Annotated in this window: 19 protein-coding genes; all 19 read left to right on the top strand. The window is 41.8% G+C overall.

Annotated elements, in window-relative coordinates; translation table 11 throughout:
• The first annotated feature begins 56 nt into the window (after positions 1-56).
• Genes AAA938_RS12630 through AAA938_RS12720 form a run of 19 tightly spaced genes read left to right on the top strand, consistent with a single transcriptional unit; the run spans position 57 to position 22,024 of the window.
• Complete coding sequence (locus AAA938_RS12630) at positions 57-1,757, top strand: ABC transporter ATP-binding protein (protein WP_420915743.1); 1,701 nt, start codon at positions 57-59, stop codon at positions 1,755-1,757.
• A 10-nt stretch (positions 1,758-1,767) separates the two neighbouring features.
• The gene (locus AAA938_RS12635) at positions 1,768-2,853 is read left to right on the top strand and encodes a glycosyltransferase family 4 protein (RefSeq protein WP_338229097.1); all 1,086 of its coding nucleotides are present in this window, start codon (positions 1,768-1,770) and stop codon (positions 2,851-2,853) included.
• Positions 2,854-2,874: 21 nt separating this feature from the next.
• Positions 2,875-3,867, top strand: a complete 993-nt coding sequence (locus tag AAA938_RS12640) for an N-acetylneuraminate synthase family protein (RefSeq protein ID WP_338229098.1) — start codon at positions 2,875-2,877, stop codon at positions 3,865-3,867.
• 6 nt (positions 3,868-3,873) lie between these two features.
• The gene (gene neuC / locus AAA938_RS12645) at positions 3,874-5,031 is read left to right on the top strand and encodes a UDP-N-acetylglucosamine 2-epimerase (RefSeq protein WP_338229099.1); all 1,158 of its coding nucleotides are present in this window, start codon (positions 3,874-3,876) and stop codon (positions 5,029-5,031) included.
• Between the two features lie 3 nt (positions 5,032-5,034).
• Complete coding sequence (locus tag AAA938_RS12650; protein WP_338229100.1) at positions 5,035-6,156, top strand: class I SAM-dependent methyltransferase; 1,122 nt, start codon at positions 5,035-5,037, stop codon at positions 6,154-6,156.
• 21 nt (positions 6,157-6,177) lie between these two features.
• Positions 6,178-6,864, top strand: a complete 687-nt coding sequence (locus tag AAA938_RS12655; protein WP_338229101.1) for a class I SAM-dependent methyltransferase — start codon at positions 6,178-6,180, stop codon at positions 6,862-6,864.
• Between the two features lie 2 nt (positions 6,865-6,866).
• On the top strand, positions 6,867-7,571 hold the full coding sequence (locus AAA938_RS12660; RefSeq protein ID WP_338229102.1) for an acylneuraminate cytidylyltransferase family protein: 705 nt from the start codon (positions 6,867-6,869) through the stop codon (positions 7,569-7,571).
• Positions 7,572-7,574: 3 nt separating this feature from the next.
• Positions 7,575-9,272, top strand: a complete 1,698-nt coding sequence (gene asnB, locus AAA938_RS12665) for an asparagine synthase (glutamine-hydrolyzing) (protein WP_338229103.1) — start codon at positions 7,575-7,577, stop codon at positions 9,270-9,272.
• Positions 9,269-10,675: a hypothetical protein gene (locus AAA938_RS12670; RefSeq protein ID WP_338229104.1), complete on the top strand. Its 1,407-nt coding sequence runs from the start codon at positions 9,269-9,271 to the stop codon at positions 10,673-10,675. The genes asnB and AAA938_RS12670 overlap by 4 nt, the downstream gene beginning before the upstream one ends.
• A complete protein-coding gene (locus AAA938_RS12675; RefSeq protein WP_338229105.1) occupies positions 10,675-11,817 on the top strand; it encodes a glycosyltransferase family 4 protein in 1,143 nt (380 codons plus the stop codon). Before AAA938_RS12670 ends, AAA938_RS12675 begins: the two co-directional genes overlap by 1 nt.
• Positions 11,814-12,944 carry a glycosyltransferase gene (locus tag AAA938_RS12680; protein WP_338229106.1) on the top strand — a complete coding sequence of 377 codons (1,131 nt, stop codon included), beginning with the start codon at positions 11,814-11,816 and terminating at the stop codon, positions 12,942-12,944. The genes AAA938_RS12675 and AAA938_RS12680 overlap by 4 nt, the downstream gene beginning before the upstream one ends.
• The gene (locus AAA938_RS12685) at positions 12,934-14,049 is read left to right on the top strand and encodes a glycosyltransferase family 4 protein (RefSeq protein WP_338229107.1); all 1,116 of its coding nucleotides are present in this window, start codon (positions 12,934-12,936) and stop codon (positions 14,047-14,049) included. The genes AAA938_RS12680 and AAA938_RS12685 overlap by 11 nt, the downstream gene beginning before the upstream one ends.
• Positions 14,042-15,457, top strand: a complete 1,416-nt coding sequence (locus tag AAA938_RS12690; RefSeq protein WP_338229108.1) for an O-antigen ligase family protein — start codon at positions 14,042-14,044, stop codon at positions 15,455-15,457. The genes AAA938_RS12685 and AAA938_RS12690 overlap by 8 nt, the downstream gene beginning before the upstream one ends.
• A gap of 9 nt (positions 15,458-15,466) precedes the next feature.
• Positions 15,467-16,786: a phenylacetate--CoA ligase family protein gene (locus AAA938_RS12695; protein WP_338229109.1), complete on the top strand. Its 1,320-nt coding sequence runs from the start codon at positions 15,467-15,469 to the stop codon at positions 16,784-16,786.
• Positions 16,786-17,247: a GNAT family N-acetyltransferase gene (locus AAA938_RS12700; protein ID WP_338229110.1), complete on the top strand. Its 462-nt coding sequence runs from the start codon at positions 16,786-16,788 to the stop codon at positions 17,245-17,247. The genes AAA938_RS12695 and AAA938_RS12700 overlap by 1 nt, the downstream gene beginning before the upstream one ends.
• A complete protein-coding gene (locus tag AAA938_RS12705; protein WP_338229111.1) occupies positions 17,244-18,899 on the top strand; it encodes a hypothetical protein in 1,656 nt (551 codons plus the stop codon). The genes AAA938_RS12700 and AAA938_RS12705 overlap by 4 nt, the downstream gene beginning before the upstream one ends.
• On the top strand, positions 18,874-19,956 hold the full coding sequence (locus AAA938_RS12710; protein ID WP_338229112.1) for a lipid II:glycine glycyltransferase FemX: 1,083 nt from the start codon (positions 18,874-18,876) through the stop codon (positions 19,954-19,956). The genes AAA938_RS12705 and AAA938_RS12710 overlap by 26 nt, the downstream gene beginning before the upstream one ends.
• Positions 19,953-21,149 carry a glycosyltransferase family 4 protein gene (locus AAA938_RS12715; protein ID WP_338229113.1) on the top strand — a complete coding sequence of 399 codons (1,197 nt, stop codon included), beginning with the start codon at positions 19,953-19,955 and terminating at the stop codon, positions 21,147-21,149. The genes AAA938_RS12710 and AAA938_RS12715 overlap by 4 nt, the downstream gene beginning before the upstream one ends.
• Positions 21,146-22,024 carry an NAD-dependent epimerase/dehydratase family protein gene (locus AAA938_RS12720; RefSeq protein WP_338229114.1) on the top strand — a complete coding sequence of 293 codons (879 nt, stop codon included), beginning with the start codon at positions 21,146-21,148 and terminating at the stop codon, positions 22,022-22,024. Before AAA938_RS12715 ends, AAA938_RS12720 begins: the two co-directional genes overlap by 4 nt.

The raw sequence follows: 22,024 nt of genomic DNA on the forward strand, positions 1-22,024 counted from the left end.
CGTTTTTTTATGAGTATCTGGGATTTAAGGTCATTTTACTGATTGGAATAAGTTTTTTGGTCGGCTTACTGGATGGATTCGGATTAGCTTTGTTTATTCCTGTCTTTCAGATGGCTGCAGACGGTCTTACCCCAGAAAACAGGGCGGCTTTAGGAAATTTGGACTTTATCCTGGATTGGATAGAGCTTTTGGGATTTGGTCTAAGCCTCAATGTGATTTTGTGCGTCATGGTTGGCTTGTTTGTTTTCAAGTCCATACTGAAGTTTTATGATGGGATGTTTAAGACTAGACTTCAAATGGAGTTTGTCAAAAAACTTCGCTACGAAATGGTGGACGGATTGGGAGGAATGACCTATAAAAACTTTGTCAATCTGGATGCAGGAAAAATTCAGAATACTTTGTCGGGAGAAGTTTTTAAGGTCACCTATAGTTTTCTGACCTATTTCGGTACCATTCAGTATGTTGTACTCTTACTGGTCTATGTAGTTCTGGCCATGCTCTCCAATTTTCAGTTTGCTCTTTTGGTAAGCTTGGGTGGAGTATTGTCTAATTTCATCTTTAAAATTATTTTCAAATTTACTGAGAAGGCCTCGGTGGGAGTGACGGCATTTAATCATGAGTTTCAATCTTATCTCATTCAGGCTGTTCACAATTTCAAATACCTCAAAGCCACCGATTATTTTTCCAAGTACAAATTAAAGCTGAAAGGCATTATTGACTCTATTGAGATTCAACAGCGGAAAATTGGGATTTATAATGCCTTCTTAGGAGCCATCAGAGAACCTATTGTTTTAATTGTGGTAGTCCTGGTAATTCTGGTCCAAGTCAATTTTATGGGAGGGCAGATGGCTTCCATTCTAGCCAGTTTGTTGTTTTTTTACAGAGCATTGAATTACCTGATTAGCCTGCAAACCAGTTGGCAGGGTTTTGTGGCCCATTACGGAGGTATTGTTGCAGCAATGGAGCTGATGGACGAGTTCAGAACTCTGGGTGAATCTGGTTCTTCCAAGAAACCAATTTCCTCAATTCGACAAATAGCGATCAACAAGCTTGATTTTCATTACAAACCCGAGATTCAAGTCTTGAAAAAAGTGGACCTAACCATTGAAAATCTTCAGACCCTTGCTTTTGTCGGTGGGTCAGGAAGTGGAAAGACTACCTTGGTCAACCTAATCATCGGTCTCCTGGAGCCAATTGCTGGAAAGATTGAAGTAAATGGAGAAGATAGAGCCAAGTTTGATAGATCAAGCCTTAGAAAAAGATTTGGATACATTACTCAAGAGCCAGTAATCTTCAATGACTCGATATTCAACAATGTCACCTTTTGGGATGAGCCTAGCCCTGAAAACTTCAGGAGATTTGAACATGCCATTCAGTTAGCTAGAATCTCAGAATTTGTAGAGAACCTCCCGGAAAAAGAAAAAACAAAGTTGGGTGATAATGGGATGCTAGTCAGTGGGGGGCAAAAACAAAGAATTTCGATTGCCAGAGAACTTTATAAAGAAGTAGATATTTTGATTCTGGATGAAGCTACTTCCGCCTTGGATAGTGAAACCGAAAGATCGATTCAGGAAAATATCGAAAATCTCAAAGGAAAATATACCATCATTATCGTAGCACATAGGCTTAGCACGGTCAAAAAGGCGGATAAGATTCTCGTTTTGGATGCCGGAGAAATTGTCAGTCAGGGCACATTCGAGGAATTGATGGAAGAGAGTAAGCTGTTCAAAAGAATGGTTGAGCTTCAGGATTTTTAAAGGAGAATTCTTGAAAAAAAACAAGACAGTCTTGATTTCAAATCTGGGACTTCCCTATCAGGGAATTGGCAGCTGGACTTACGAAATCAATCATTTTTTAGCAAATAATGCGAGTATTGATGTGGTTTTATCCCCAACTGATCAGCCAAATTCGAGGTTTATTTTTTGTAAAAAGAAACCTTGGCATAAGTGGCATAAAATCAATAGAAACTACTTTTTGAAAAAGTGGGTGGCTGGTGAATATATTCAGGCCCTGTTAAAGCTTGGAGAAGCTAAACATCCGCTACAGATCTTGGTGATTGATGATCAGGTGTTATTAGAAGCAGTAGCTTTAATCAAGCACCGGCTTCCTCCGGGATCCTCTATTCTTTTTTATTATCATGGCCATTCGCTTAGCTGGTCTAGTTCCCTTCAGGAAAAAGTCGACCGAGTACTGTTTTTGACTGAGCAAGGGTACTTGGATACGATTAAAAATCTGGAAAGATTCACTCCACGAGTTCATGTTTTGGGCAATGGAATCGACCCAAGTCTGTTTTTTCCGATTTCTGAATCAGTTAAGCGTGAAAGAAAAGTAGAAATGGGGTGGGGATCAGAGGATTTGGTGTTGGTATGGATGTCTAATTCCAGACCTGTCAAAGGGCTTCATCTTTTCCAGCAGATGATCCCTTACCTACTTGAAATCAACGATTCCATTCGGATATTAATTATAGGAAATAAAGAGTCGGTGTCTGATCACCCTCGTGTAGTCCAAGCCGGGTTAATTTCAGGGGAAAAGGTGGCCTATTATCTTCAGATGAGCGATTTTTATTTTTTTACATCCCTATGGAAAGAGGGCTTTGGTTTGTCTTTGGCAGAAGCTGCTCAATGCGGAAATTATATAATTACCTCTGCTAATGGAGGTATACCTTCCGTGGTTTCAGAATATCCAAGGTGTACACTCATTCACAAGCCTAATGTACTCGAAGAATGGATTGAAGAATTTCGTTCAATTCTGGAGGCCAATAATTGGAAAACTGCATCTTTGGCCAATGAGGGAAGTGATTTCTATAGCTTGGAAGCATGGGAAAAGCGATTGCTCGAAATCTTAAATAATTAGACCACTAAACACAAAGAGGCCTTGATAATTGCAGAAATAGCTCAAGCTCATGATGGTAGTCTAGGTACAGCACATGCCTACATAGATGCATTGGCGGAGACCGGTGTAGATGCCGTCAAGTTTCAGACTCACATCGCTGAGGCGGAAAGCTCAATATATGAGCCTTTTCGGGTTAAATTCTCCAAGCAAGATGCTACGCGCTTTGACTATTGGAAAAGGATGGAGTTCACCCTAGACCAATGGAAAGGCCTGAAAGCTCATTGTGAGGAGAGGGGATTGGAGTTTATTTCTTCCCCTTTTAGCAATCTGGCGGTGGATTGGCTAGAGGAAGTAGGTGTAAACAGATATAAAATCGGATCAGGAGAGGTTTCCAATTGGCTGATGCTGGAAAAAATAGCTAAAACTGCAAAACCTATCATTTTGAGTTCCGGTATGAGTAGCTGGGAAGAATTAGATGCTTCATTTCAATTCCTTGGAAAATATGGGAGCCCCTTAAGCATTCTGCAGTGCACTACGGCCTATCCCACCCAGCCACATCAGTGGGGGCTTAATGTCATTCAGGAACTCAAAAATCGGTACCAAGTCCCGGTAGGTTTTTCTGATCATAGTGGAGATATTTTTGCTAGTTTGGCCGCAGCTGCTTTAGGTGCTGAGATTTTTGAATTTCACGTGGTCTTTGACAAAAGGCAATTTGGTCCGGACTCTCCAGCAAGTATCACAATTGACCAAACAAAGGGAATGGTCAAAGGCATCAAGCAAATCCAGGCTTCTATTTCCCACCCGATTGATAAAAATAATCTGGAACCTTACGTTTCTTTGAAACAGATTTTTGAGAAAAGTTTGGCAGTTAATAAATTCTTACCCAAAGGCACCGTTCTGAAGGCTGATTATTTGGAATCAAAAAAGCCCAAAGGATATGGAGTTCCCGCAAAAGACTTTACTCAGGTAATCGGTAAGAAATTAAAAAATGATCTCAATGCTTGGGATTTTCTCAATTGGTCAGATTTAGAATAATCCTTTATGTCTAAACGAAAAATTTGTGTTGTAATAACAGCACGTCCCTCTTATTCCAGGATCAAGACAGCGCTAGCCGCAATTAAGAACCATCCCGAGTTGGAGTTACAGCTTGTTGTGGCAGCTTCGGCCTTGCTTGATAGATACGGGTCAGCAGTAAATTATATTCAAAAAGACGGGTTTGAAGTAACAGCGAAGGTTTTCAATGTACTTGAGGGGGAAAATCTCACTGCAGCGGCTAAGACTACCGGAATAGGAATCCTGGAGCTTTCGACAGTATTTGACAACCTTTCCCCGGATATAGTAGTGACCATAGCTGACAGGTTTGAGACTATGGCAACTGCCATTTCGGCTAGCTATATGAACATTCCTTTGGCCCATATTCAAGGTGGAGAGGTGACAGGGAATATCGATGAGAAAGTACGACACTCCATCACCAAACTTGCGGATTATCACTTTGTAGCCTCGGAGGGTGCCCATGCTCGAGTTTTGAAATTAGGAGAAAACCCCAGTTTTGTATTCAACACAGGTTGTCCCAGCATAGATCTGGCAGCTGAAGTATTGAAATCTCCCAAGTTGGATTTTGACATTTACCAAAAGTACGGGGGAGTAGGGACGGCACCCGATCTTCAAAATGGCTATTGGGTAGTAATGCAACACCCCGTCACCACTGAGGTACAGTCTTCCCGAAAGCATATAGAGGAAACTCTTTTTGCCATGAAAGAAATCCAGCAACCTGTACTATGGTTTTGGCCGAATGTAGATGCAGGGGCTGACGGGACGAGTACAGGAATTAGGGCTTTTAGAGAAAAGTATGACCTGTCCAATTTCCATTTTTTCAAAAACATGGAGCCCAATGATTTCCTTAAGCTACTGGTCAATAGCAAAGGGCTTATAGGTAATTCAAGTGTTGGGATTCGTGAATGCGCATTTTTGGGCGTACCGGTGATCAATATAGGTACTCGACAGCATGCCAGAGACCGAGGCAACAATGTAATTGATGTGGATTACAATAGAGAAGAAATACTTTTAGCTTTAAGAAAGCACGAATCACATCCTAATCCACCTTCCTCTACCGTCTATGGAGGTGGAGATGCAGGCAAAAGAATAGCAGATCTTTTGGCTAATCTTGAGTTGAAATTTCATAAAACGATAACTTATTGATCTATGGTAAGAGAGAATGCTGACATACGGCAGGCCAAGACGATTTTTGATATAGTGGACTGCTTGGAAGAAGGTACTTATGGTGATGCCCCGATTGAGCTGATTCAATTTGTTGATAGCCTTCCGCAATCTCCGGAGATGAATTATCTCAGGACGCTGACCATACCCTATCTTTTTCATGATTTTGAAAAAAACGTAAGCTCTCCAAATGATCCAATTGGTCATTTTTCAGGTTTATTAAAGAGCCTTAAAGCATCATTGGAATCTATGGCAGATTCGAAAGATTTTTTCAACATTATGAATGGGGCTTTGGAGGCCGCTCCGGAAGACTACGGGGACAAGGAAATTAAAACCTATACGGGGCAGCATTATGGTAATTTATTTAAGGCTTTTGACCATAAAAGTTATTTTGAAGAGGCTAAAAAACTTCTTTCAGACAGGCTGGTCAGAAATGGAATCTCAATTCAGGGTTTGGAAGAGCTTAGCATTCTTGACCAGGGATGCGGAGGAGGAAGGTATACCACTGCATGGAAATTATTGGGTGCTAAAAAGTGTATAGGACTGGATTTTTCAGAAGTTGGGCTTCAAGATGCCAAAAGTAGAGTAGAAGCAGCTGGAATTGCTGATGTGGAATTCGTACATGGTTCTGTCCTTGATATGCCATTTGCAGATGAATCCTTCGATATTGTATTCAGCAATGGGGTTCTTCACCATACCGAAGACTGGAGAAAAGGAATCAAAGAGCAATTAAGGGTCATGAAATCAGGAGCTTGGGGCTGGCAGTATTTGATAGAAAAACCTGGAGGTATTTTTTGGGATCAAATCGAGATTTTAAGAGCAATTATGAGGAATGTTCCCAAACCGTTTGCTCAGCAAGTAATGAAAGGTATGGGGATTCCAGCTAATAGGGTTTTTTATATGCTTGATCACGTGATGGTCCCTATCAATACCCGGCTTACTCCGGAGGAATTGGCTGAAGAGTTAGCATCATGCGGGGCAGTTGGCATCCAAAGGCTATCAAGAGGGACTGATTTTGATCGCGTAGAAGCTTTGTATCAAAAGATTCCCGGTGCCAAAGAGAAATTTGGAGTAGGAGAAAATAGATTTGTATTTAAGAAAATCTGACGTAATATTTTTCACAAAATAATGAACGAGTTTTTTATCGCCTCCAAACTTTATCGAGATTATTCTCAAAAGGAGGGAAATCAGCACATTGCATCAGAGTATAATCTTTATCATATCCTCAAATATGCTAAGGATAAACAGGTGTCGAAGGTATTGGAAATAGGTACGGGTATAGGAACCATCCTTAGCTTGTTTCAAGAAGCCAAAAAAGTTGGTTTTTTGGATTTGAAAAAATACGTCGGCACTGAGGAAAATTCATATTGTCTTCAGCAGATCAAATTGAATTGTTTACCGGAAAAGGAGGCAGGTTTTGAACAGATAATTGTGGAAGAAGGAGATGAAATACAGCCGGACAAATTCGAGTTTGCGATTGTAGATGGAAAAGCTTCAAATCTGGAAACCATAGTGTCCGAATTTCTCACCGAAAACGCCCTCATTCTTATTGAAGGCTATCGTGAAGATCAGGTAAATAGAATCAAAATGGAATTGGACAAAATGAGATGGCCTTATGCCTATTTCATGAGATTTTCTACCTGGCGAAATCCCGATTATGGGCCTTTCCGCCAGAAATTTCAAGCAGGACATACTATTTTTTTCATTAACCCCAGCCAAAAGGAAATAGAACTTTGTAAAAAACTAAAGACTTTTGCCAGGTTAAGGTATAATGCACGAAAAGTCTTCAATTTTAGAAACTGGGTAAATAAATAATATTGAAAGTTCTTGGATTAATTCCAGCCCGAGGAGGTTCAAAGGGAATTCCTGGCAAAAACATCAAACCCTTGCAGGGTAAGCCTTTATTAGCCTATACTTTTGATTCTGCCAGAGAATCTTCTTTGCTCACTAGAGTGATTCTCAGTTCGGATGATCCCGAAATTATCAAGGTAGCCAAGGAGATAGGACTGGAAGCTCCTTTCCAGAGACCAGTGGATTTGGCGACAGATACTACTCCTACATTACCCGTGATTATTCATGCCTTGGAATCACTTGCCCAACAAGGCGAATACTTTGATGCGGTTTGCCTTTTGCAGACGACTAATCCTTTCCGACCAAAGGGAATGATCGATCTCGCAATTCAGAAATTGGCCGAATCTGATGCTGATGCTTTGGTTTCTGTTTTGCCTGTTCCGCATGAATTCAACCCTCATTGGGTATTTGAGCCCAGTTTGGATGGTAATTTGAAAATAGCTACGGGAGAAAATAAAATCATATCAAGGAGACAGGATCTTCCACCGGCTTTCTTTCGGGATGGTGCGATCTATTTGACTAAAACTCAAGTCCTGTTGGAACAGCAGTCCCTTTATGGTGAAAAATTGGCTTTTATTGTCGGGGATGAAAGCCGGTATATCAATCTGGATACACTTAAGGATTGGGAAAAGGCCGAGCAATTAGTTAAGGAGTTTTTCCCTTCTATTTAGCCTATGTGTGGTATTGCAGGTATTTTTGGACCCAAAGCTAGCAAAGAGGTATTAAGCTCGATGTTAGCCAAGCAGACCCATAGGGGACCTGATTTTACAGGGATTTTTGTGAAAGAGGCAGAGGTTGCCTTGGGGCACAATAGATTGTCAATCTTGGACCTTTCGGATGCTGCTAATCAACCCTTTCATTCTCCGGATGGGAGATACACGCTGATTTTCAACGGTGAAATCTACAATTATCTGGAAATCAAACGCAGTCTGTCTTCCAAGTACCAATTCATTACGCAGTCAGATACAGAGGTTTTATTGTTTGCTTTTCAGGAGTGGGGGACAGCTTGTTTACATCAGCTAAATGGAATGTTTGCTTTTGCTATTTGGGATCATCAAACCCAAAAACTGACAGCAGCCAGAGATAGATTTGGAGTGAAGCCTTTGCATTATTCACTGATGGAAGGCTCTTTGGTTTTGTCTTCCGAGATTACCCCAATCTGGACTTTCGGAGTTAGAAAAAAAGCTAATAAAAAGATTTGGTCCCGGTTTTTTGTACAGGGAAGATACGGTGAGGAGGAAGAAACTTTTTGGGAGGATGTTTTTCAACTTCCAGCTGGACATTGGATGACATGGCAAGAGGGAAAGCTGACCGTAACTCCTTGGTATGATTTTGTAACTAATATCTCCAGGCAGCTTGAAATACCTCAAGACCAGCAGGAAGAATATATTCTGGATTTGCTTAGAGATGCTGTAAAATTAAGGTTTAGAGCAGATGTTCCCGTTGGGTTTAATTTGAGCGGTGGCTTGGATTCCAGTACACTATTGGCATTGGTTTCGGACTTATTTCCTCAGGATGGAGCTATCGAGACTTTTACTTTTGTGACAGGGGATGATCGATATGATGAGATTCTTTGGGTAAAACAAATGCTTCAGGGGCGACCTTACCCTTTAAATTCCTGCCTGCTCACTTGTGATGAAGTGCCAGAATTGACGGCAAAAATGAGTTTGCTCCAGTCCGAACCCTTTGGAGGAATTCCTACATTAGCCTACAGCAAAGTTTTCAAAAGAGCCAGGGAAAAAGGATTTCTGGTCTTATTGGACGGGCAAGGCGCAGACGAAGCTTGGGCAGGTTATGATTACTATCTCAAGAAAGAATCCGGAATCGTACAGGGGACTCAAACCTCCCCACTCAAGCCAAATGCTTTGGTAAGGGAATTTGCAGAGATGTCTCACCAACAAGCTTACCCTCAGCCATTTGAATCTAAAATTCTTAATCTCCAATATCGAGATCTTTTCAAAACAAAAATCCCCAGAGCCCTCCGGTTTAATGATCGGGTAAGTATGGCTCACAGCACGGAGTTAAGAGAGCCATTTTTAGACTATAGGCTTGTGGAATATGTGTTTTCCAGACCGGAATCATTCAAAATCCGCGATGGTCAGCAAAAGTGGCTCCTCCGCAAAATCGCCGGGCGATTCCTCGGAGACCAGATTGCTTTAGCACCAAAGAGACCTGTTCAAACCCCCCAGCGTGAATGGCTTGCCGGTCCGCTTAAGGACTGGGTATATTCCCAATTGGAGTCATTGTGCAACCAAACCGACTGGTTTGAAAAGGATCAAATCCTCAAGGAATGGGAAGATTACCTTAGGGGAAATCAAGACAATAGTTTTTACCTCTGGCAATGGATCAATACCGCCGAACTGATGAAATGAGTAAAATTTGTTTTTTAATTCCTGATGGAGTAGGCATCCGCAATTACCTCTATTCAGGAGTACTTTCTGAATTACGACAAGAGGGAATAGAAGTTCAAATCTGGCATTCTTTATGTGAGGAAGTCATTTCTCTCTCTGAAAAAATCTCCGGCTACAAGCCTCAGTCATTTTCACTGAGTAACTATCCGGAGGATGCGATTACCCAAATCATGAGAGAATCCGCCTCCTATGCCCGTCTTCTTCACAACGTGCGAAAGACGGATAACGAAACTCTGATGGCAAATTGGAGTTTTGGAAATCCGGGATTGGGAAAGAAGCTGCTGATCAAGTTGGCAGAGTGGATAGGAGCATCTACCCGATCCTATGAGTCGATTCTTTCTGTAGAAAGTCTTCTATGGAAGAAATTGAAAAGCTCGCAAAATTATAAGTATAGTCGAAAAAAATTACAGGAAATCCGCCCCGATGTTCTATTCTGCACCCATCAACGAATGCCTGGGGCCAGTGCTGCTATTCTTGCCGCAAGAGAGTTGGGGATACCTACAGTCACTGCTATATTTTCTTGGGATAATCTGCCCAAAGCCAGATTAGCTATGAGGACAGATTATTATTTGGTCTGGTCCGATTATATGAAGGAGGAGATGCATTTTTATTATCCGGAAATTCCACAAGAGAGAATTCTGGTGGTAGGGACTCCTCAGTTTGATTTTTATCATGATGCTACTTTAGTGCAGTCCAGAGAGGAATTCGCTGCTCGCTTCGGTTTAGATCCTAGCAAAAAATGGATTCTTTTCTCGGGCGATGATGTCAAAACCTCTCCCAATGATCACCTTTACCTCAGAGATATTGCAGAGTCCTTACAAGATCAAGATGATTTGCAACTCATTTTTCGCCAGGTTCCTGTAGAGGGAATTGAGAGATATGCTCAAGTGATGGAAGCCTATCCTAAGATTATTCACATTTCTCCTTTCTGGAAAAAAGGAAATAACTGGCAGCAGTTTTTTCCTTTTCCCGAAGACGTTTCTCATCTGGTCAATTTGGCTTTTCATTGTGCCACCGTGGTAAATATCGGGTCGACTATGGCTTTGGATTTTTCATTTTTTGACAAGCCGGGGCTTTTCCTGAGATACGATCATCAGCCAGGTCAGGCATGGACGGTAAATGATGTCTATCGTTTTCAGCATTTTAAAACCATGGAGGGACTGGATGCTGTAGGCTGGATAGATTCAAAAGAAAAAATAACAAGCCAAATCCGATCTGCAGTAGACCATCCATCCACGATAGCTAAGGATAGAAGGCAATGGTTGGACCGGGTAGTTCAACCCAGCCCCGATTCTACTTCCTCACAAAGAATTGCCTCTTTCTTCTGTAAGATCACTTCTCTGGCTCAAACCCAGTTTTCCTAATGCATATTTGCTTTTTATCTCAAGAATACCCTAGACAGGGAGTTACGTATGGAGGAATAGGTACTTTTCTATTGACCATTTGCCAAGCATTAGTCAAAGGAGGACACAAGGTAACTGTGATCGGGATTTATGGAAGCAAGGATCTCGATGAAAATTTGAATGGGGTCAGGGTGGTGACATTCGGAAGAAGTCAGGCCAAATTGATAAGTTGGTGGAGGAATTTCTCCAGAATATCAGACTTTTTGGAAGTACTCCATCGGAGTCAGCCTATTGACTTGATCGAAGGTTCCGAATTGACTTTTGCTTTTGTCCGTAAACTCAAAAATGTACCCTGCGTGATTCGTCTTCATGGGGGGCATCATTTTTTTGCAGAAGGAGAAAATAGACCTCTAAACCGCTGGAAAGCTTTACAGGAAAAACAGTCTTTCAAAAAAGCGGATGCCTTTATAGCGGTGTCAGAATACGTCAAAGTCCATACTGGCAAGTTGCTTTCTTTTCATGGAAAGCCTGTCAAGGTAATAAACTACCCTGTTTCATTTGACAAGTTTTACAAAGCAGACCCTTCCAAAAGTATTCCATATCGCCTGGTTTTTGCCGGTACTGTCTGTGAAAAAAAAGGAATCCGTCAACTGATTCAGGCATTGCCAGAAGTTGCTAAAACATACCCTGAAGTTCATTTGGAAGTATATGGAAGGGATTGGCTATTCCCGGATGGCAAATCCTATATGCAATACCTCAAAGAGATTTTTCCCAAAAAAGATTTGGAAAGAGTAAGGTTCCACGGACCTGTATCTCACGAGGACTTGCCCAAATATTACGAAGAAGCAGAGATTTGTGTATTTCCTTCCCATATGGAAACCCAAGGCCTTGTTGCTCCGGAAGCTATGGGAATGGGCAAACCAGTAATTTTTTCTAAAACCGGTCCGGGTCCGGAAACCATTGACCATGGAGTCAATGGGTGGCTTTGTGATCCGAAAGATCCCAAAAGCATCAGCAACGCCATTCTAGAGGCTTTTTCCCAGAGAAGTTCCTTCGGCAAAATCGGGGAAGCAGCCATCAAAAAGGCACATCTGAAGTTTGATCCTGACACCATTACCCGCCAAAATCTGGAGTTCTACCAAACCCTCATCCAGAAGCCTTGAATTTTTTAATTATTGGACATGTCGTTCACAAGGTTCGTAATGGATCATGGTATGCCTATGGTCCTTACGTGAGAGAGATGAACTTGTGGATTGCACAGGTTGATCGTGTGACCTTGCTGGTTCCTGTAGATAAGGGACTTCAGCCCGATCCCATTGATTTGGCCTACGAGCATTCTTCCATTCATGTGGTCGAGGTGCCTGCTTTCAATACCTTAGGACTAAAGCAAATCCTGAATACAGTCTTCAAATTGCCAATCTTATGGTCCACAACCTGGAAAGAGATGAAAAAGGCAGACCATATTCATCTTCGATGTCCAGGAAATATGGGATTGTTGGGAGCGATGGTGCAGATATTTTTTCCAAAAAAAATCAAAACGGCAAAATATGCCGGAAATTGGGATAGAAGTGCGCATAAACCTTTTTCTTATCGCATCCAACAGTATCTGCTCAGTCATCCAGTATTGAGCAAAAACATGAAGGTTTTGGTCTATGGAGAGTGGGAAGATGAAACGAAGAATGTTTTTCCTTTTTTTACAGCTTCCTATTCCAATAAAGATATCCTGCCGTTTTTTTTGCGGGCGATTGCGCCTTCCCTCCCTGTAAATTTGATTTTTGCCGGCACACTATCTTCTGGCAAGCAGCCGATTCTTTCCGTAGAGACTGCTCATCAATTGATCAAAAAAGGGTATAAGGTATCCTTGGATTTCTACGGAGAAGGACCAGAACGCTCCCGAATAGAAGAATATATTTCCCAAAATGGACTGACAAAAGAGGTGACTCTGCATGGGAATGTACCTGCTGAAGTACTTAAACTAGCCTATCAAAAAGCCCATTTTTTGATTTTTATATCCGAAAGTGAAGGTTGGCCCAAGGTAGTGGCAGAGGCGATGTTTTGGGGATGTGTTCCTTTGACTTCTGCAGTATCATGCGTGCCTCAAATGTTGGGAAGAGGGGAAAGAGGAGATTTGGTTCAGTCAAGTCCCAAACAAGTAGGAGATCTAATTGAAACCTATTTGAATCAGCCTGAGCAATACCACCAAAAAAGCCGAAAAGCCATGGAGTGGTCAAATCAATTTACCCTGGAAAGATTTCAGGAAGAAATTAAATCCCTGCTGATTGAAGGATAAATATTCTGAGTTGCCAAAAATCGCCCAACTGATTGACTCTCTTGATCCGGGAGGAGCAGAGAGAATGGCTGTTAATTTGGCCAATGAATTTCAGCATTTGGGCTGGTCCAATCTCTTGATTGTATCAAGGCACTTGGGCGGACTTGCTGCCCAGGTTACCGATCAGGGGCAGGTTCATTTATTGAAAAAAACAAGCACGTTTGACCGAGCAGCGTTTGGTAGATTTTTGGATTTGCTCAAATCTGAAAGAGTAGAGATTTTGCATGCCCATGGTCCGTCCGTGTATTGGGGAGTAATTGCCAAATGGTTTTTGCCTCGAATCCATCTGATTTGGCACGATCATTTGGGGATATCAGATGACGTGGTGAAAAATAATCCCCGACGGGAAATCAGGTTTTTGTCACGCTGGATCGACCGGGTCATTACTGCCAATGAAAGCACAAAAGACTATTGGATAGATAAGGGCTATTGGAATAGGGATAAGGTAGTATATCTACCAAATTTCCCCCGCCTTGAAGAATTCCCAAGGATAAAAAAGGAGAAGTTTACATTTATTCACCTGGCCAATTACAGAAGTGAGAAAGGACATTTTCATTTAATCGATGCGGTGGGACTTTTAGAGAAAAAAAGAAAAGACTTTATGGTCCGTATGGTGGGAAAAGACGTGGATCCTCAATGGAAAAATAGGGTGTCACAGGCTGTAAAAGATAAAGGTTTGGGCCATGTGATTTCAATTGAATCCGAATCCGACCAAGTATCCCGGTTGTTAGCAGAAGCAGACGCTGGACTGGTGGTTTCGGACAGGGAAGGATTGCCTGTTGCTCTTTTGGAATATGGGCTAGCCGGACTTCCTGTCATTTCTTCACGAGTTGGCCAATGCAGTGAAGTGTTGGGTGAAGGGAAATGGGGCTTGCTTTTCAAAACCGGAGATGTGGAAGAGCTGAAATTCCAGATGGAAAAGTTATTGGATTCTCCAAATGATGCCAGGGAATTAGGGCAATCATTCTTAGGTTGGGTCACAGCTAACTATAGCGGCAAGAAATTTATATCCCTATATTCCGAGTTGTTGTCAGGAATAAATCAAACTCAAAAGGCTCATGATTAAAGTTCTTCTCGAGAACAAAATGCCTTGGCTAATTCTTCTGATCCATGTGATTTTGGGGGTAAGTTCAACCTTGTCCCCAATTCCGGTGATTGTTTGGTTTTATCTGGTGATCTTTTCATCCCTTCATTATCTCCTGAAGAAGACTCCTAGTCCAATCCTATTGATTGCTACCATTCTCTATTTGGTTTCCTTTGAGCTATTGGCAAGAATGGCAAGAACATCTCCTTTCATTCCCTATGAGCTGGGGAAATATCTGCTTTTGGCAGGAATGGTCTGGGCGATATTGATGAACAAAACGATCGGTTATTTAGGGTGGGTGATGCTAATTTGTTTGATACCTGCGGTGTTTATTGATGTTTCAGGTATAGTTTCAAGAGATGATTTGGTTTTCAATCTTTTAGGCCCGGTCAATGTGGCTCTAGTAGTCATAGTTTTCTATAAGCAGAAAATCAGTCTGTCAAACTTTTCATCTTTGATCCGGCTCATGATCTATCCCATTATCGGAGTATTGGCATTTACTTTTATCAAATCTCCGGAATTTGATCAGGTGGAGTTTTCTTTAGGCGCCAACTCAGATTGGTCCGGAGGCTTTGGCTCAAACCAAGTTTCTACCTTATTTGGGTTGGGAGCATTGATGCTTTTCATACTGATGATCAATCGCTGGAAGTTTTCAGGATTTTTCATTCTGGACGCGGTCTTCTTATTTGGCTTTGTATTTCAAGGTTTGCTTACTTTTTCTAGGGGTGGGATGCTCGGTGCTGTAGTGGGGATATTCATTATTTTGTTTTATCTCAGGACCTCGGAATATAGGGAGCGTCAAAAATATAATCTTCCCAAAGTAGGTAAGTATGTGCTCCCGGCTATTTTCTTCGCAGCTTCAGCTTACATTGTTGTAGATGAATTGACAGGAGGAATGCTTTCTTTGAGGTATGCTGGTGAGACCGCGGGTACCCTTCAGGGCTCCAAGATCAAATCTTTTAATACAGTAACCACAGGTCGATTGGATATATTTCTTGGAGATGTGGATTTATGGCTGGACCATTTCTTCTTTGGAGTAGGCGCAGGTGCCTCAGGTTCATTGCGGGAAACCATGGAAGGAGCCGCCGCTCACGTGGAGTTGAGCCGTTTATTGGCAGAACACGGGCTGTTGGGTTTGATTTATTTTGTGGTTTTGTGTTGGCTAGGCTTCAAGCTTCTTCGCGAAAACCCCAACCCTATGGTAAGAGGCATTTTGGTGGCATTTTTCACAGTTGCGATTTATACGACCTTTCATGCTGCCATGAGAACCTTCGTTTCCCCTGCATTGATCGGGTTGAGCTTACTTGCAGTAAATCTACCAAAAACAAACCCAGTAAAGAGAAAGCCTCAAGGCTCATCAAAACAGAAAGTCTTGGTTCGGGTGAAATAGCCCAAGAGCATGTTTAGAAGTCAAATTTTTTTAGAGAATTTTATTCTTCCCCTGACCGATAAGGTCAATAAATCCCCGTTTCTTTCCAAACTTAAAGAGTGGAGAAAAATTTCTCTTTACTCCAGAAAAGAACTGGATGAACTTCAGCGTAAAAAATTGCAGGCTTTATTGGAGCATGCCAGTAGCAAAGCAGAGTTTTATAGGCTTCTCAGTATTTCTCCAAAAAAGGATCCCTACGCTTGGTTAGCCGAATTTCCAGTTTTACCCAAAGCCTCCTTTAGAGAGCATCTGCCCTTGTTTTTGACCATACCTGAAAACCAAAATCTGACTTCAATCATGTCTTCAGGTTCTTCAGGCCCCCCCTCCAAGGTTTATTTTAATAAAGAGGAACTGGCTAACAATCGAGCATTACAGGTTCTGTGGTGGGAATGGGCCGGTTATTCTTTTGGAAACTCCATTCTTCAGACTGGAGTGAATATGAACCGGTCTAAAGAGAAAAAGATTAAAGACTTTTTGCTCCAAACTCACTATATCAATGCAATGAGTCATTCTGATAATGAGATTGAGGAAGAACTGAAAAGGCTGGTCAAAGAGCCAAGAGATCATTTTATTGCTTATGCCTCCAGCCTTTTTTTATTTGCCAAGGTAGCTATAGAGAAAGGGATTGAGGGGGTGAAATTTAAATCTGTGATTTCTCTGGGAGAGAAATTACTTCCCAACTTCAGAGAAACCATCGAAAAAGCCTTTTCTTGTCAAGTCTATGACACGTATGGGGCGTCTGAAGGCTTTCTTATTGCCAGTCAATGCCAAAAAGGCAACTACCACATCCTTTCCCCCCATGTGGTACTAGAAATCCTCGATGACCACAACCGCGAAGTCAAACCGGGTGAAATGGGGAGGGTGGTTCTTACCGGTTTGGACAACTTCACCACTCCGCTAATCAGGTATGAGGTAGGGGATTTGGCCGTGAAGTCAGTGGAGAAAGACTGCTCTTGTGGTCTAAATTACCCCTTGCTTGGAGAAATTATCGGTCGTCAGACGGAGTTTATCCTTACTAAAAAAGGGAAATATATCACCGTTCAAAATGTGGTCAGGGTGATGAAGCATTTTCCTGAAGTGGAGCAGTTTAAGGTAGTACAGGATCAAGAGGATAGCATCAGGATCATTTATATAAAGGATCGAAATGCTCCTGTAGTGAGAGAGTCGGAGATTCAACAAATGTTTGAGGAGGTTTTTCAGGAGCCGATGACATTCATTTTTGAATCAGTAAACGTGCTTCCAAAAGCAAAAACCGGAAAATTTCAGTTGATCGAAAGAAATATCCCCTAATGAATTGGTTAAAAAAAATATGGCCATTCCCTGTAGATCGACTGATCTATTATTACCCAAATGAAAAGGAATTTGAGCTTAAGCCAGAGATAAATGGCCTTCCTTTGATCGAAAAGTCCGGAGAATATACCCTCGAACAAGCCGGGAAATCAGTACATAGAAGCAGGGTATTTAAAAGCAGCCATTTGTTAAAAAGTTTTCACTACAAAGACCCTTTTGTGGTCATTGGTGACTGTGTTACCTCCCCTGATTTTAGAGGAAAAGGCATTTATCCTCAAGTTATCCGCTTTTTAGGGCAGAAATACAGCAGGAATTTTCAAGTATATATTTTGGTAGACCCAACTAATGCACCTTCAATAGCGGGGATTGAAAAAGCAGGCTATGTTTTTATGGGTAGGATTCAGGGTATCCGTCTCTTGTTTTTTTACATCAAAAAACGAATAAGTATCTTAAAAAATTGATAGCCAAGTCCACTTGGAAAATATTGGGGGCTCAAGGTCTCCCTTTACCATCCGATTGCTACGAAATCAAAAGCACTGGAGAAAAGGATTCCATTGAATTTGATTTATTCTTCAGGAAGGAGGTAGAAGTAAGTCAAGTGGTATTGGAAGTAGCCTTCCAAGAACCTATTGAAGGATGGAGATATTTGGACTACACCTGGCGGCAAGTATCTAAATCTGCTTGGGTAGCTCCTGTTCATAGTCCAAAAGTTCTTCGATTGAATAATGGCTATCTGGTAGTAGCCCAGAAAAACATTGGTTGCTGGCAATATGAACCTCAATCGGGTACCCTCTTATGGTACTTTATTCACCCTAATTTGGCACCGACATTGGTTTATGATTCTTTGGATAGAAGAGTCTTTCTTCAAAGTCAGGAAATAACTAGGGGTACCTGTATTCAAACTGGCCTAATAGGGACACAAGGTACGGTAGAGGAGTGGGCTAGAACTCCAGAGGGTTTTATGCCAACGATTTGCTTTACAGATCATTCCGACTTTGATACCTTGCAAAATCTTAGGATTCAGCGGGATTTTTTCTCTTCCTTAGGAATCAAGGTCACCAAAGGGTTTTTCTTATATGACTATACCCACAAAGATGAAAATGCAAGTTTTGAAGAGCAAGAGTCCAGAATTGAACTGATTCAATGGAAGGAGGAAGGACACGAACTGGCTTACCATGCCTTTAGCCAAAGTTACAGAGGAGTAATTAGTGAAAAGGAATTCCAATCTTTCGAGTGTCCCCAAGAAATAGCCCCAATAGATACCTATATCGATCATGGGTTTCACCCTTACAACTATACCCAACAGCAACTTGGGAATTGGGAAAGCTGGTACAAGCACATGCAATCCAAGGGAATTCAAAGGTTATGGACCTATGTGGATGCCGGAGAGGCTCATTATTTCAATCTAAACCAGCTCAATCCAGAGGGGTTTACGCTGAAGAAAATGGAACAGTCAGCAAAGTTGGCCCGAAAAAAAGGTAAAGCCAGATCCAAGCTTACCGATTTCCGCAACTTTCTCATGTATGGCGTACCAGAATCTGTATTGAGAGAAGGGAAGTTTTTTGGTGCTGCCCTGCTTGGCCTGAGTTCCAGACCCAATTTATCAAATCTAAAAAGAGGGGGTGTTTCTGGCTTCCGCTTTCTCGGTGAGATGGTGAAGCCCAGTAACCTCTCCGAAACTATTTTCAGACTAAGTCATATTTTCCCTGTCAATCAGTTTTCCCCTTTATTTTTCTTTTCTCCCAACCAGAAAAGCACTCAACTCAAGTCCTTTCAGACTCTGGCAGTTCGGGATTTCGATATCGCTTTTTCAGAAGAGGCTATAGATTCTCTTTTGCGAGAGAATGGGGCTTTAATAGCTCACACCTACTTTGCTTATCTGGGTGTAAATCATCCGGGGCGGCTTTTTGAAGATCGAAGCTGGACCATTAGGAATGCCGCAAGAGAGGGATTTGAAAGATTGGGTAAGCTGATCCAAGAAGGAAAGATTTGGAATCCCACATTGAGAGAAATGGAGGAATTTCATAGGCAATTTGAGGGAATTGAATACTCCAAAAAAGGGGGAAATCTGGTAGTGAATAATTTTAATGGAATTACAAGAATTATCGAGTAATCAAGCTACTTGGATTCATACCAAGGATCAAAACTGGCTGATTCAATGGGATGCTATTCAACGAAATCACCAAGAGGGGATGTTTACTCAGACCTCTTCCTGGTTGAGTTCTTATCGTGCCTATGGATTTGATTTTGAGTTGCTTATCAAGGTAGATTCAAAAAATCAAATTGAGGCTGGTATGGCTTGCCTACTGATCAAAGCCGGTCCTTTTACGATTTATTCTTGTCCTTGGGGGCCGTTTTCACCTAGGGCTGAGTTTATTCCTGAGTGTCTGGAAAAATTTGACCAACGAGCCAAAGAAATAGGGGCGATGGTATCCCAGCTGAATCCCGCCTGGAGAGCGGATACGGATATTCTCATCCAAAATCTCGAGGATGGAGGTTATCAAAAAGGGACATTTTTGAAAAAAGTATTTGTACCGACTGACTTCAATATGATTGCCCTTCCTTCCCTTGAGGAAAAAGATTGGGAAAGAATCCTTTTGAAGTCTTTTTCTGAAAATGCAAAAAGAAACATAAAGACGGCGCTCAAGCAGGAGGTTACTTTAAAGAAAGTCCAATCATTCGAAGAGTTAGAGGAAGCCTATGCCTGTTTTCAAGCCAATGCAGACCGGGAAGGTTATACTATAAGAAGTTGGGAAGATATACGCGATTCCCTTTGGGACGGAGTAAAAAACGAAAATTCACTTGTTCTTTTTGCCCAATTTCAGGGTCAGACCGTCGGGGCGATTTGGTGTGCCCATGGTGGAAATATGCTTTCTTATATCATGGGAGGAGTAGACAGGACTGAAAAGGACCTGAAACTGGGCCATCTTCTTCAGTGGTCTGCCATTTCTGAGGCCGTAAAGAGAAACTATTCGAGGTATAATATTTCAGTGGGAGGTAGTGAAGGGGTTGTCCGATTTAAATCAAGTTTTTATCCAACCCAAATCAGTAGCTCAGGTCCTTATTTTAAAGTACTAAGAAAGGCACATTACCTTGGTTTCAATGCTGTATTTCCATTTTTGGAGAAAAATAAAAAGTTGGCATCCCGGATTTTAAAGCTGATCAAGTGAAAATTCTTTATTTCTATCAATACTATGCTACACCCCAAGGTTCTTGGGGAACTCGAGTTCATGAGTTTGCTAGGGAGTGGGTTAAACAAGGGCATGAAGTGCAGGTAGTATCGTCCATTTATTCCAAATCAGATCTCAAGGCAAGTCATTTTATTGAACATCAGCAGTTTGACGGGGTAGATGTAACGGTAATTAATGTCAGAATAGACAATAAACAGCCATTTTTGAAGCGTATTTTCACCTTTGTAGCTTATGCTCTCTGCTCCATTTGGTATGCTTTGACTGCAAAAGCTGATGTGGTAATTGCTTCATCAGGTCCGATTACTGTAGGAATACCCGGCTTGGTAGCCAGATACCTTAGAGGGAAAAAAATGGTGTTTGAGGCAAGAGACTTATGGCCTGAAGGGGCTATAGAACTTGGATTGATTCGGAATGCATGGATAAAAAAACTTGCCTATGCTTTGGAAGCCCGTTGCTATAAGGCCTCGTCTCTTGTTGTCGCTTTATCCATAGGCATGCGACAGGATATTCAGAAGAGATTTCCAAATACAAGGGTCATTGACGTGACTAATGCTGCCAATATTCCTCTTTTTTCGACTAGAGTGCCTTTTGAAGGTAGAGGAGTGCTTACTCAGGGAAAGTATTTGATCTACACGGGTAATATTGGACAAGTAAATAATTCATTATGGATATTGGAAGCAGCCAAAATCTTGAAGAACCAAAAATTTACCGCTTACAAATTTCTTTTGGTTGGAGAAGGGCAACAGAGGGAATTGATTCAGGAGGAAATTGAAAAACTGGGTTTGGACAACCTGATTATCTGGGGGCTGATGCCCAAAAATAAACTTGTAGGTTTGATCCAAAATGCCTGTGTTTCCTTGGTTCCTCTCAAGGGTACTCCAATTTTGGACACCTCTTCTCCCAATAAGTTTTTCGAGTCCTTGGCTGCAGGAGTACCGGTTGTCCAGACTACCAACGGCTGGATGAAGGACTTTCTTGCGCAGCATGAGGTAGGATTTACCTTAGATCCTAATTCTGCAGAATCTCTTGTGCAGTTCGTTCAATCTTTGGATCAAAGGGAGGAAGAGTTAAAGCAAATGGGGCAAAAAGCGAAAGTTTTGGCAGCCAAAGAATTTGGGACACCTTATTTAGCTCAAAAAATGTTGACTGGAATCCAAGAGGCTATTCTATGAAGATTTTGCTCACTGGTGCAAGTGGCTTTTTGGGTAAATCCATGCTTTCATCTTGGTCGTCCCAGCATGAGGTAATCACTTTGGGAAGAGATGAGTCTAATTTAATTCAGATAGATCTGTCTAGGGAAAAGCCCTCTCTTCCCACGTTAGATATGGTTGTTCATGCTGCTGGTAAAGCCCATATCGTTCCCAAAACAGACCAAGAAAAGCAGGAGTTTTATGAGGTGAATCTACAAGGTACTCGACATTTGCTTGAAGCAATCACTGAGCTGCCCCGTCTCTTTGTTTTTATTAGTACAGTAGCTGTCTACGGACTGGAGGAGGGAAACCTGATCTCTGAAGAGGCTCCCTTAAATGGGACAAGCCCCTATGCCGAAAGCAAAATTCAAGCAGAACAATATCTCATCCGATGGGGGCAAAAGATGGGTGTGCCCGTCGTAATCCTAAGACTTCCCCTGATAGTAGGGCCAAACCCGCCGGGTAATTTGGGAGCTATGATTCATGCGGTCAGGAAGGGGTTCTATTTTAGGTTGGGTTCGGGAGAGGCTAGAAAGTCAATGGTTTTAGCCAAAGATGTGGCAGATTTTATTCCATCTCTTTTAGGGCACGAAGGAATATTCAACCTTTGTGACGGAGCGCATCCAAGCTTAGCCGAATTAGACCAAAAAATTGCTGATCACTATGGCAAGAAAGTGAGATCAATCTCTGAAAAGCCGCTGTCTTATTTGGCAAAAATCGGAGACTTCCTGCCGTTTTTTCCATTGAATAGCTATAGACTTGGCAAACTAGCCAATACCCTCACTTTTGATGATCAAAAGGCCAGAAAAGAACTGGGTTGGAACCCTCGGTATACATTAGATAATTTGTTTGAATAG

This window comes from Algoriphagus taiwanensis, assembly GCF_036245645.1.
GTDB lineage: Bacteria > Bacteroidota > Bacteroidia > Cytophagales > Cyclobacteriaceae > Algoriphagus > Algoriphagus taiwanensis.

What these genes read in the sequence shown, in the direction of transcription:
- neuC (WP_338229099.1), top strand. Translation starts at nt 3,874, where the DNA reads ATGTCTAAACGAAAAATTTGTGTTGTAATAACAGCACGTCCCTCTTAT.
- AAA938_RS12650 (WP_338229100.1), top strand. Translation starts at nt 5,035, where the DNA reads ATGGTAAGAGAGAATGCTGACATACGGCAGGCCAAGACGATTTTTGAT.
- AAA938_RS12655 (WP_338229101.1), top strand. Translation starts at nt 6,178, where the DNA reads ATGAACGAGTTTTTTATCGCCTCCAAACTTTATCGAGATTATTCTCAA.
- asnB (WP_338229103.1), top strand. Translation starts at nt 7,575, where the DNA reads ATGTGTGGTATTGCAGGTATTTTTGGACCCAAAGCTAGCAAAGAGGTA.
- AAA938_RS12670 (WP_338229104.1), top strand. Translation starts at nt 9,269, where the DNA reads ATGAGTAAAATTTGTTTTTTAATTCCTGATGGAGTAGGCATCCGCAAT.
- AAA938_RS12675 (WP_338229105.1), top strand. Translation starts at nt 10,675, where the DNA reads ATGCATATTTGCTTTTTATCTCAAGAATACCCTAGACAGGGAGTTACG.
- AAA938_RS12690 (WP_338229108.1), top strand. Translation starts at nt 14,042, where the DNA reads ATGATTAAAGTTCTTCTCGAGAACAAAATGCCTTGGCTAATTCTTCTG.
- AAA938_RS12695 (WP_338229109.1), top strand. Translation starts at nt 15,467, where the DNA reads ATGTTTAGAAGTCAAATTTTTTTAGAGAATTTTATTCTTCCCCTGACC.
- AAA938_RS12700 (WP_338229110.1), top strand. Translation starts at nt 16,786, where the DNA reads ATGAATTGGTTAAAAAAAATATGGCCATTCCCTGTAGATCGACTGATC.
- AAA938_RS12710 (WP_338229112.1), top strand. Translation starts at nt 18,874, where the DNA reads ATGGAATTACAAGAATTATCGAGTAATCAAGCTACTTGGATTCATACC.
- AAA938_RS12720 (WP_338229114.1), top strand. Translation starts at nt 21,146, where the DNA reads ATGAAGATTTTGCTCACTGGTGCAAGTGGCTTTTTGGGTAAATCCATG.